The organism is Tabrizicola sp., from assembly GCF_034366665.1.
Lineage (GTDB): Bacteria > Pseudomonadota > Alphaproteobacteria > Rhodobacterales > Rhodobacteraceae > Tabrizicola.
In genome coordinates this window covers 26927-37231 of the sequence record NZ_JAXMMF010000129.1, presented here as the reverse complement: position 1 = coordinate 37231, position 10305 = coordinate 26927, and the positions used below count along the sequence as shown (strand labels likewise).

Genomic DNA, 10305 nt, shown 5'->3' with positions numbered 1-10305 from the left:
CGGGCGGCATCACACTCTGACCAAATGGTCAAACAGGGGGTGGCGATGACGCTTCTGGAGGCGGCGACGGCGGTCAGAGAGCGGGCCTATGCGCCCTATTCGCGGTTCAAGGTCGGGGCGGCCTTGCGCGCCACAAGCGGTGCGGTGCATGTCGGCTGCAATGTCGAGAACGTGGCTTATCCCGAGGGCACCTGTGCCGAGGCGGGGGCCATTGCGGCGATGATCGCGGCAGGGGATACGCGGATCGCCGAGGTCTGCGTGATCGCCGACAGCCCGGACCCGGTGCCTCCTTGTGGCGGGTGCCGTCAGAAGATCGCCGAGTTTGCGGCCCAGGACGTGCGCGTCACGCTTTGCACCACAGACGGCAAGCAGAAGGTGATGACCGTGGCCGAGCTTTTGCCAGGCGTTTTCACCGCCGCGCACATGGACCGCACGTGACCGACGCGCGGTTGATCATCGCCAAGGTGCGGGACGGGGGCCAACCCTCGACCGACGATTTGCGCTGGTTCGCGATGGGGCTGGCCTCGGGCGCGGTGACGGATGCGCAGGCGGGCGCGTTCGCGATGGCGGTGCTGCTGAAGGGCCTGTCCGAGGAAGGGCGCGTGGCGCTGACGCGGGGGATGCGCGACAGCGGGAAGGTGCTGGAATGGGACCTGCCCGGCCCGGTGGTGGACAAACATTCGACGGGCGGGATCGGGGATTGCACCTCTCTGCTCCTCGCCCCGGCATTGGCGGTCTGCGGGGCCTATGTGCCGATGGTCTCGGGTCGGGGGCTGGGGCATACGGGTGGGACGCTGGACAAGCTGGAAGCCATACCTGGGTTTCGAACCGGATTGACGGAAGCGGCGCTGCGCAAGCAGATGACCGAGGTGAAATGCGCCATCGTGGCGGCTTCGGCCGACCTGGCCCCGGCAGACCGACGCCTTTACGCGATCCGCGATGTGTCGGCGACGGTGGAGTCGATCGACCTGATCACCGCCTCGATCCTGTCGAAGAAGCTGGCGGCGGGGCTGGAGGCGCTGGTTCTGGACGTCAAATGCGGCTCGGGTGCCTTCATGAAGACGGCAGCGGACGCCGAGGCGCTGGCGCGGTCCCTGGTCAAGACAGCACAGGGGGCGGGGTGCATGACCAGTGCCCTGATCACCGACATGTCGCAGCCGCTGGCCACGGCAGCGGGGAACGCGCTGGAGGTGATCGAGGTGATGGAGACGCTGACCGGCACCTCGGTCAACGAGGCTCTGTGGGACGTGACGGTGGCCTTGGGCGGCGAGGTGCTGGCGCTGGCCGGACTGGCCAGTGACGCGGAGGATGGCGAGGGGCGGATCGCCCAGGCGCTGGAATCCGGTGCGGCGGCAGAATGTTTCGGGCGGATGGTTGTGGCGCAGGGGGGGCCGGCGGACTTTGTGGAACGTTGGCCGGACCGCCTGCCCTCGGCCCCGGTGATGATGGAGGTGCCCTCGCCGACGGACGGCTTCGTGGCGCGGATCGACGGCGAGGCGCTGGGCCAGGCGGTTGTGCATCTGGGCGGGGGGCGCCTGCGCGAGGGCGACCGGGTGAACCCCTCGGTCGGCCTCACGGATCTGGCGGGGATCGGAGAGGAAATGGGCGCAGGCGTGCCGCTGGCGATGGTCCATGCGGTAACCGAGGATGCGGCGCGGGCAGCAGTACGGGCGGTGCAGGCGGCCTACCAGATCGCGCCGGAGTTTGCGGAGGAGCCCGCGCTGATACAGATGAGGATTGGCTGATGGCCAGCACTGGCGGGCGGGCGTTTCTGGTGGTGCTGGACAGCGTTGGCTGCGGCGGCGCACCCGATGCGGCGGCCTTCGGCGATGAAGGGTCGAACACGCTGGGCCACCTCGCGGCGGCCTGTGCCGAGGGCCGGGCAGAGGTCGGGCGCTCGGGTCCCATGCGGATGCCGAACCTGGACCGGCTGGGGCTTGGGGCGGCAATCCGGCTGGCCTCGGGTGTGGCGACGCCGGGGATGGACGCCGTGCCCGAAGGCCTGTGGGGGGCTGCGACCGAAGTGTCGCGGGGCAAGGACACTCCGTCCGGGCACTGGGAATTGGCAGGGGTGCCGGTGCCCTGGGACTGGACCTATTTCCCCGACACCGTGCCGGCCTTCCCGGCCGACATCGTAGCCGAGGTCTGCCGGTTGGCGGGGACCGAGGGTATCCTTGGGAACTGCCATGCCTCGGGCGTGCCGATCATTGCCGAGCATTGCGAAGAGCATCTGCGGACGGGCTGGCCGATCTGCTATACCAGCGCCGACAGCGTCTTTCAGATCGCGTGCCACGAAGAGGCCTTCGGGCTGGAGCGGCTGTTGCAGCTGTGCCAGGATCTTGCACCGATGCTGCATGCCCGCAAGGTCGGCCGGGTGATCGCGCGGCCTTTCACTGGGGGGCCGGGGAACTTCAAGCGGACCTCGAACCGGCATGACTATGCCATCGCGCCGCCGGGACCGACTTTGTTGGATTGGGTTGCGGGGGCTGGGCGGGCGACCCATGCCATCGGCAAGATCGGTGACATCTTTTCGATGCGGGGGACCGGGGCGCTGCACAAGGGCAAGTCCGACGCAGATCTTTTCGAACATCTGGTTCGGCTGGGGGCCGAGGCTGAGGCGGGGTCTTTGACCTTTGCGAACTTCGTGGAGTTCGACACTCTGTACGGTCACCCCCGCGACGTCGCAGGCTATGCCCGCGCGCTGGAGTGGTTTGATGCCGGGCTGCCGCGGTTCTTCGCGCAGTTGCGGCCGGGGGATCTGGCGATCTTCACCGCCGACCACGGGAATGACCCGACGTATCGGGGGACGGAACATACCCGTGAGCGGGTGCCGGTGGTGGGCTGGGGGGTAGGTCTGAGCGAAGTGGGCTTGCGCGGGTTTGTCGATGTGGGGGCGTCGGTGGCCGCGCATCTAGGGGTGCAGGCTCAGGGTCCGGGGCGGAGTTTCCTGTGACTACTCCCGGGGGTTTCACACCCCCGGACCCCCGTGGGATACTTTCAGACAGATGAAGTAAGGAGCGTTTCGTGGACGGATTGCCGAAGGTCGAGTTGCATTTGCATCTGGAAGGGGCGGCTCCGCCCGGCTTCATCGCGGGGCTGGCGAAGGAGAAGCGTCTGGATATAGCCGGGGTGTTCGATGAGCGGGGGAATTACCGTTACAAGGACTTCTGGGACTTCCTGAAGGTCTATGAGGCGGCGACCTCGGCGCTGCAGTCCCCGCGCGATTATCAGCGGCTGGTGCTGGCGGTCTTGGAGGAATCGGCGAAGTCGGGGGTGGTCTATTCCGAGACGTTCCTGAGCCCCGATTTCTGCGGCGGGCGCGATGTGGGCGCGTGGAAGGAATACATGCACGCGATGCAGGAGGCGGCGGACGAGGCCGAGCGGGACCTTGGGGTGACGTTGCGCGGGATCATCACCTGCATCCGGCATTTCGGGCCGGAGAAGGCAAGGGAAACGGCGCGCTGTGCGGCCGAGACGGCGGGGGACTGGATTGTCGGGTTCGGCATCGCGGGGGATGAGAAGATCGGCGCCCCCAAGGATTTCCTCTGGTCCTTCGACTGCGCGCGCGAGGCAGGGTTGCGGCTGACCGCCCATGCCGGGGAATGGGGCGGGCCGGACAGCGTGCGCGATGCGGTGCGCGACCTGGGGGTGGAGCGGATCGGGCATGGGGTGCGGGCCATCGAGGACCTGGCCCTGGTTGATGAGCTGGCCGAGAAGGGGATCGTGCTGGAGGTCTGTCCGGGGTCGAACGTGACGCTGGGGATCTATTCGGGGTTCAAGGCGCATCCGATCAACGAACTGGACCGGCGCGGGGTGAAGGTCACCATCAGCACTGACGATCCGCCGTTCTTCCACACCACGATGGCCCGCGAATACGACGAGCTGCACCGAGCCTTCGACTGGGACGAGGGGCAATTCCGGCGGATCGCGCGCCAGTCGCTTGACGCGGCCTTTTGCGATGCCGATACCAAGGCGAGGATCGGAAAGCTGTTGGAGGCCTGAAATGCTGGATCACCTGACCGTCGTGTCGCACCCCCTGGTCCAGCACAAGCTGACCCTGATGCGCGAGAAGGACACCTCGACCGCGTCCTTCCGCAAGCTTCTGCGCGAGATCAGCCTGCTGCTGGCCTATGAGGTCACGCGGGAACTGCCGATGACGACGAAGCGGATCGAGACGCCGCTGGAGGAGATGGATGCGCCCGCCATCGAGGGCAAGAAGCTTGCGCTGGTCAGCATCCTGCGGGCGGGCAACGGGCTTCTGGACGGTATCCTGGAGCTGATCCCGGCGGCACGGGTGGGGTTCGTGGGCCTCTACCGCGACCCCGAGACGCTGCAGCCGGTGCAGTACTACAACAAGCTGCCCGACCATATGGAGGACCGGATCGCCATCGTCGTGGACCCGATGCTGGCCACTGGAAACTCGTCCGTTGCGGCGGTGTCGCTGCTGAAAGCGGCGGGGGCAAAGCAGATCCGGTTCCTGTGCCTGCTGGCGGCCCCCGAAGGGATCGCCCGGATGAAGGAGGCGCATCCGGATGTGCCGATCGTCACGGCGGCGGTTGACAGCCATCTGAACGACCACGGCTATATCGTGCCGGGCCTCGGCGATGCCGGCGACCGGATGTTCGGGACCAAATGATCCGGGCTTTGGTGCCCGTGCTGTTGCCCGTGCTGGTGCCCGTGCTTGTGCTGGCTGGGGCGGCGGCGCAAGCCGAACCGCTGCAACCTGCCGAACTGCCGCCGGCGGATTATGCCGGTCTGCAATACGTCGACAGCAAAGGCTGCATGTTCGCCCGCGCCGGGAAAGGGTCGCAGGTGGTGTGGGTCCCACGCGTCTCGCGCCAGGGGGTGCCGGTCTGTGGGTCCCCTCCCTCGGGCCAGCGCGTCCCGGTGGTCGAGGAGGTGGGGATTCAGCCGATCGAGGTGGCGCCGACCACGTCTTCGGGCCAGGCAGAGGGTGGCCATTTCGTCGCGGTCGGCAGTTACAGTGACTCGAGGGCCGCCGACCAGGCCGCAGCGCGACTGGCCGAACTGGACTATGCCTGGGTCCGGGGCCGGGTGCAGGGCGGCAGCGAGACGGTGATCACCGTCTTCGCGGGACCCTTCCCCGACCGGGCGGCTGCTGCGGCACAGGCGGCGCTGCGCGACGCGGGCTTTGCGCAAGCTTCGGTCGTCGAGCCCTAACTGCCGCAGATGCCTTGCAGGGCAATCCAGCTTTCGTCGGGGATCAGCGGGGACGGTGCGAGGCCCTTGTACGGGTCGTTCGTCGCAAGACCCGCGTTGGCTTCCGGGGTCACGGCCAGCGCATAAGGCGTGGCGGGGACCTGCGCGGCCTCGAACGCCGAAAGCACGCTGGTTTCGGCCAGCGATTCAGGCGCAGCGCGCAGCAGCGCCTCGCCGTAGCCCGCAAGGGCGGTGTCGGGCAGTTCTGCCGTGGTCAGAAGCTGCACCGTGGCCCGCAGGCCGGCATAGTCCAGCAGCGGAATGATCGGGTCGCGGGTGCGGCTGCGCAGCCGTTCGACCAGGGCAGCACCGGCGACCGCCTCGGGGCCGTTCGCCTGCTCGATCAGGCGGCGCGGCAGGACGATGACATCGCCGGGCAGGTGCAGCGGCTGTTCGACGCCCTCGGGCAGGACGTAAAGGATCGGCGTGTCCACGGGGCCGAACACCCGCTCGGACAAAGCGGCCAGCGCCTGCAGGCCAAGCTGGTTGCTGCAGGCGGCACCCGTGACGCGGGTCAGATCGTCCAGCGCGCGCTGTCCGATGTCCGCACGTTGCGCCAGCGGCACGACCGAGGCGGTGTGGCGGACCAGCGCGCCGGGAAGCCAGACGACGGCAACCAGCACCACGGCGGCAGCGGACCCGGCCAGAAGGACACCGCGCAAACGACCGGGCTTGGCCGTGGCGGCCTGCACCGCGTGGCGCACGGCCCCCAGGGCGGCGATCATGTCGGGATCGGTCAGTTCCAGGCTTTCGCTGGCGTCGGGGCCGGGGGCAAAGATCGGCGGCTCCTCGCCCTTGTTCAGCCGCTCGATTGCAGGCAGTGACCAATGGCTGATCGCGGTGCCGCTTTTCGGGTCGGACAGGACCAGCGTCGCCTCGCCGAAGTGGACCAGCACCTCACGGCGTTGGTCCTGCGGCGTCTCGCGCCACAGGCCTCCACATTCCAGCCGTTGATACTTACGTAGCGCCGTCATCGGCTGCGGGGTCTCTGCCTGTTTGGCGGCCAGCTTATCCGGCCCGGGCGGCGGCGACAATCACCCTTCCCGCAGCCGGACAAGAAGCACGCCAGCGACCGGGATTTGGCAAGACGGGTCGCGTTCGGGCTGGCGCAGGCCCCGGATGTCGGGTCCTGTCGGGAAAACAGGACCCGGACGCGCAGATGAGCGATACCCCGAACCGAACTCTGGCCGCCTTTGGTGCCGTGCTGGTCTATGCCAGCGTGATCGCTTTCACCGACAATTATGTCCGGGTGATCGCGCGGGATGCGGGGCTGTGGCAGTTCCATGCGACGCGGACGGCGATGGCCTTTGCCCTTCTGGCGCTGGTGGCAGTGCCGATGGGGCTGAAGCTTTGGCCAAAGCGGCCCTGGGCGGTCTTCGCGCGCTCGGCGATCCACGGGACGGCGATGCTGATCTATTTCGGCGCGCTGGCCTTCCTGCCGGTGGCACAGGTCGCGGCGGGGCTTTTCACCGCGCCGCTGTTCGTCCTGTTCTTCCAGCGGTATCTTTACGGCCAGCCGATCCGCGGCGTGCAGATCCTGGCGGTGCTGATCGGGTTCGCGGGGGTGGTCCTGGTTCTGGGACCCGAGGCTCTGTCGGGGGCCACGCTGGCGGCACTTCTGCCGGTGATCTCGGGCGCGCTGTACGCGATGGGCAACATCGCCACCCAGCGCTGGTGCGCGGGCGAGACGGCCGAGACGGTGGTGGCCGGGTTCTTCGGGATGCTGGGTGTCTACGGGCTGATCGGGATGGCGGCGCTTTGGGCCTTCCCGCTGGCGGTGCCCGAGGGGGCGGAGGGGTTCCTTCAGCGCGGGCCCGTCTGGCCGACGGGTGAATTCCTGTTCTGGACCTTCGTCCAGGCGGCAGGTTCGCTGGTCGGGGTGGGGATGTTCGTGAAGGCCTACCAGATGGCCGAGGTCTCGCGCGTTTCGGTCTTCGAATACGTGATCCTGCCCGCCTCGGCGCTGTGGGGGTTCCTGTTGTGGGGCGAGACCCTAAGCTGGTTCGCCTGGGTTGGCATGGCGCTGATTGCGCTCGCGGGGATGATCATCGCCCGCCCGCAACGGGATCAGGTGCCCATCGCCTCACGCCAGTGACGGCGGCAGAGGCTGACGTAGCTCTCGTTCCCGCCGATCACCACCTGCTCACCCTCTTTCAAGGCGCGTCCGTCGGGGCCGCGGCGGATCACCATCGTGGCCTTCTTGCCGCAATGGCAGATCGTGCGGACCTCGCGCATCTCGTCGGCCCAGGCCAGAAGCGCGGCCGAGCCGGGGAAGAGGTTGCCCTGGAAGTCCACCCGCAACCCGTAGGCCATGACCGGGACGCCCAAGTCGTCCACGGCACGGGCCAGCTGCCAGACCTGCGGCTTGGACAAAAACTGCGCCTCGTCGATGAAGACGCAGGCAACGGGGCCATTTGCGAAGCGCGCCTTCAGCTTTTCGAACAAATCCTCGTCGGGGCCGAAAGTATCGGCAGGCTCGCCGATCCCGATCCGGCTGGCGATGCGACCCTCGCCGGCGCGGTTGTCGAACTGCGCGGTGATCAGGTAGGTCTGCATCCCCCCCTCGCGGTAGTTGTGCGAGGCTTGCAGAAGCGAGGTCGATTTCCCCGCGTTCATCGTCGAATAGTGGAAGTAAAGCTTGGCCATGACGCGATCCCCTAGCCGATCACCGGGCCGCGCTGCAAGCCTGTTGGCTGGCAGACACGACCCGGCTTACCGAAGGGAACCCCTTACTGGGCGGGACCACAGGCCCGAACACACTTGTCAGGCGGAAACATCCGCATACTCGCAATAAACACGGGCCCGCCGCGTTTCGTCGGCGCCGCCGTCACCCGAAAGGATGATGCGGCGGACCCCACCCATGCCGATGCTGGGGACATCGGCCACTCACTACCGTTCCGGATGGTCCGGAACCTCTTTATCCATGACAAACGGTTCCCATCCGATTAATGGGAAAAAAACTTCGGGTTTCCCCGGGGTTGACCCCAGGGCAGTGCAGTGGAGTTGGTGATGTCGGTTGCGTCCTATCTGAAGAAACACACCGAGGCGCTGGTCAAGGACGTCGGGATCGAGACCGCCTGCGAGATCACGGGCAAATCGAAGGCCACGCTGGGGCGCTACTATTCCGACAGTGACGAACATGACGACCGCTTCATGCCGATCGACGTGGTGGCGGCGCTGGAGTCCTCAAGCCGCTTCCCGCATGTGACGGCGGCCCTGGCCGACCTGCGGGGGATCACGCTGTCCTATGATGGGGAAAAGCGGAATGCCTCGTCCTCGGGCGTGAACCAGGACGTGGTGGCACTTGCGCAGCGGTTCGGGATGCTGATGGCGGAATACAATCAGGCCATCGGGGACGGAAAGATTTCCATCAACGAGGCGAAGCGGCTGCTGCGCGAGACGCTGGCGATCCAGCAGGTGCTTCTGGAAATGAAGCTGAACCTGGAAGAAGAGGCCAGCTGACGCGGTGGTGACGGGGCCGGTAGGGCCGACCCCGCCTGTCGTTTCTAGCGTGCGTCGCGGCGCGGGGCGAAGCTGCCGCCCTGCGGCTTGGCAGGACGCTGGCCCGCAGGCTTGCCCTGACCCGCCGGACGCCCCTGACCCGCAGGCTTGCCCGACCCGGACCGCTGGCCCTGCGGCTTGGCCGTCAGCTTCTGGCCCTGCCGTCCGCCGTTGCCCTGCCGCTGCCCACGGTTCTGCCCCGGCTTGGGAGCCGCCGCCACAACATCCGCCGCCCAGGGCGCGCCGCCGACGACCGGAAGTGGGGTCTTCAGCAGCTTCTCGATCGCCTGCAACTCGCCCATTTCGGCGGGCGCGCAGAAGCTGATCGACGACCCATTGGCCCCCGCCCGCGCCGTGCGTCCGATGCGGTGGACGTAGTTCTCCGGCACGTTCGGCATGTCGAAGTTGTAGACGTGGCGCACCGTCGGGATGTCGATCCCCCGCGCGGCGACGTCGGTGGCGACCAGCACGTCAAGCTCGCCATTGCGGAACTCGGTCAGGGTGCGGTCGCGCTGGTTCTGGCTTTTGTTGCCGTGGATCGAGCCGACCTTGAAGCCCCAGACCGCCAGCAGCTTCATCAGCTTTTCCGAGCCATGCTTGGTGCGCCCGAAGACCAGGGCCTGCTCGCCCGGGTGCTTCTTCAGATACTCTTCCAGAACGCGGGCCTTGTCCCCGTTCGGGATGTAGTGGACGCCCTGGCTGATCCGCTCGACCGGCTTGCCTGGCGGGGCGACCTGCACCTTGATCGGATCGCGCAGGTAGGTGTCGGCGATTTCCGAGATGTCCTTCGGCATGGTGGCAGAGAACAGCATGGTCTGACGCTTCAGCGGGATGTGCTTGGCGATCTTCCGCAGGGAATGGATGAAACCCATGTCCAGCATGTGGTCGGCTTCGTCCAGCACCAGATAGGCGCACTGGTCCAGCTTGACGTCGCCGCGTTCCAGAAGGTCGATCAGACGGCCCGGGGTTGCCACCAGAACGTCGGTGCCCTTGGACAGGGCCTGCGCCTGCTTGAAGAGCGAAGCGCCGCCGACGACCATCGTCACCTTGACGGCGGTGCCCTTGGTGAAGACCTCGAAGTTGTCCTTGATCTGGGCGATCAGTTCGCGCGTCGGGGCCAGGATCAGCGCACGGACGTTCTTCGGCCCCGGCGGGTGGCCGATGTCCAGAAGGCGGTGGAGGAGCGGCAGGCCGAAAGCGGCGGTCTTGCCGGTGCCGGTCTGCGCGAGGCCCATCAGGTCGCGGCCCGCCATGATATGCGGAATGGCCTGCGCCTGGATCGGCGTCGGCGTCTGCAGCGTGGTCTTTTCCAGCGCCTTCAGGATTTTCGGCGAAAGGCCGAGGTCGGCAAAAGTGGTCATGGGAATCCCATTCGTTCAGAGGGCCTGCGACCCTCGCCCCGGGCCTTTGCCCGTGACCGTGCCGCAAGCGGCGCCCCTGCGTGACTAATGGGAACCAGAGCGTCCGGGCCTTTCGGTGCTCACGCGGCACGGGCGTCGGACTGGGGGGACATGGGGGCTTTCGGGCGCGAAGTCAAGCCAAAGCGGTTGCAACACCGGGCTGGACCTTGTTTCCTGCCGGGCG

The 10305-nt window shown here is 67.3% G+C and carries 11 protein-coding genes; 8 read left to right on the top strand and 3 right to left on the bottom strand.

The window, feature by feature from the left end; all coding sequences use genetic code 11:
- Positions 1-24: 24 nt before the first annotated feature.
- The 6 genes from U1E69_RS18890 (at position 25) to U1E69_RS18865 (ending at position 5181) form a co-directional block, all read left to right on the top strand.
- Positions 25-438 carry a cytidine deaminase gene (locus tag U1E69_RS18890; protein WP_322245966.1) on the top strand — a complete coding sequence of 138 codons (414 nt, stop codon included), beginning with the start codon at positions 25-27 and terminating at the stop codon, positions 436-438.
- Positions 435-1745, top strand: coding sequence for a thymidine phosphorylase (locus tag U1E69_RS18885; protein ID WP_305539098.1), 1311 nt, complete (start codon positions 435-437; stop codon positions 1743-1745). The genes U1E69_RS18890 and U1E69_RS18885 overlap by 4 nt, the downstream gene beginning before the upstream one ends.
- The gene (locus U1E69_RS18880; RefSeq protein WP_322245963.1) at positions 1745-2953 is read left to right on the top strand and encodes a phosphopentomutase; all 1209 of its coding nucleotides are present in this window, start codon (positions 1745-1747) and stop codon (positions 2951-2953) included. The genes U1E69_RS18885 and U1E69_RS18880 overlap by 1 nt, the downstream gene beginning before the upstream one ends.
- A 71-nt stretch (positions 2954-3024) precedes the next feature.
- Entirely contained in the window at positions 3025-4002 is a 978-nt protein-coding gene (locus U1E69_RS18875; protein WP_322245962.1) for an adenosine deaminase, read from the top strand.
- A 1-nt stretch (position 4003) separates the two neighbouring features.
- The gene (gene upp, locus U1E69_RS18870; RefSeq protein WP_322245961.1) at positions 4004-4636 is read left to right on the top strand and encodes a uracil phosphoribosyltransferase; all 633 of its coding nucleotides are present in this window, start codon (positions 4004-4006) and stop codon (positions 4634-4636) included.
- Positions 4633-5181, top strand: a complete 549-nt coding sequence (locus U1E69_RS18865; protein ID WP_322245960.1) for an SPOR domain-containing protein — start codon at positions 4633-4635, stop codon at positions 5179-5181. Before upp ends, U1E69_RS18865 begins: the two co-directional genes overlap by 4 nt.
- On the opposite strand, the gene U1E69_RS18860 is transcribed toward U1E69_RS18865, so the two are convergent.
- Positions 5178-6194: a hypothetical protein gene (locus U1E69_RS18860; protein WP_322245959.1), complete on the bottom strand. Its 1017-nt coding sequence runs from the start codon at positions 6192-6194 to the stop codon at positions 5178-5180. The genes U1E69_RS18865 and U1E69_RS18860 overlap by 4 nt on opposite strands.
- Positions 6195-6379: 185 nt before the next feature.
- On the opposite strand from U1E69_RS18860, the gene U1E69_RS18855 reads away from it, so the two are divergent.
- Positions 6380-7315: a DMT family transporter gene (locus U1E69_RS18855; RefSeq protein ID WP_322245958.1), complete on the top strand. Its 936-nt coding sequence runs from the start codon at positions 6380-6382 to the stop codon at positions 7313-7315.
- Here U1E69_RS18855 and U1E69_RS18850 read toward each other — a convergent pair.
- Positions 7288-7866 carry a thymidine kinase gene (locus U1E69_RS18850; RefSeq protein ID WP_322245957.1) on the bottom strand — a complete coding sequence of 193 codons (579 nt, stop codon included), beginning with the start codon at positions 7864-7866 and terminating at the stop codon, positions 7288-7290. The two genes, U1E69_RS18855 and U1E69_RS18850, sit on opposite strands and share 28 nt — an antisense overlap.
- A 363-nt stretch (positions 7867-8229) precedes the next feature.
- On the opposite strand from U1E69_RS18850, the gene U1E69_RS18845 reads away from it, so the two are divergent.
- The gene (locus U1E69_RS18845; RefSeq protein ID WP_416200306.1) at positions 8230-8682 is read left to right on the top strand and encodes a hypothetical protein; all 453 of its coding nucleotides are present in this window, start codon (positions 8230-8232) and stop codon (positions 8680-8682) included.
- Positions 8683-8726: 44 nt separating this feature from the next.
- On the opposite strand, the gene U1E69_RS18840 is transcribed toward U1E69_RS18845, so the two are convergent.
- Positions 8727-10082, bottom strand: a complete 1356-nt coding sequence (locus U1E69_RS18840; protein WP_322245956.1) for a DEAD/DEAH box helicase — start codon at positions 10080-10082, stop codon at positions 8727-8729.
- Between the last annotated feature and the right edge of the window lie 223 nt (positions 10083-10305).

Bases quoted from the DNA above. Each gene is read 5' to 3' on its own strand.
- U1E69_RS18890 (WP_322245966.1), top strand. From the start codon at position 25: ATGGTCAAACAGGGGGTGGCGATGACGCTTCTGGAGGCGGCGACGGCG.
- U1E69_RS18880 (WP_322245963.1), top strand. From the start codon at position 1,745: ATGGCCAGCACTGGCGGGCGGGCGTTTCTGGTGGTGCTGGACAGCGTT.
- upp (WP_322245961.1), top strand. From the start codon at position 4,004: ATGCTGGATCACCTGACCGTCGTGTCGCACCCCCTGGTCCAGCACAAG.
- U1E69_RS18865 (WP_322245960.1), top strand. From the start codon at position 4,633: ATGATCCGGGCTTTGGTGCCCGTGCTGTTGCCCGTGCTGGTGCCCGTG.
- U1E69_RS18860 (WP_322245959.1), bottom strand. From the start codon at position 6,194: ATGACGGCGCTACGTAAGTATCAACGGCTGGAATGTGGAGGCCTGTGG.
- U1E69_RS18855 (WP_322245958.1), top strand. From the start codon at position 6,380: ATGAGCGATACCCCGAACCGAACTCTGGCCGCCTTTGGTGCCGTGCTG.
- U1E69_RS18850 (WP_322245957.1), bottom strand. From the start codon at position 7,866: ATGGCCAAGCTTTACTTCCACTATTCGACGATGAACGCGGGGAAATCG.
- U1E69_RS18845 (WP_416200306.1), top strand. From the start codon at position 8,230: ATGTCGGTTGCGTCCTATCTGAAGAAACACACCGAGGCGCTGGTCAAG.
- U1E69_RS18840 (WP_322245956.1), bottom strand. From the start codon at position 10,082: ATGACCACTTTTGCCGACCTCGGCCTTTCGCCGAAAATCCTGAAGGCG.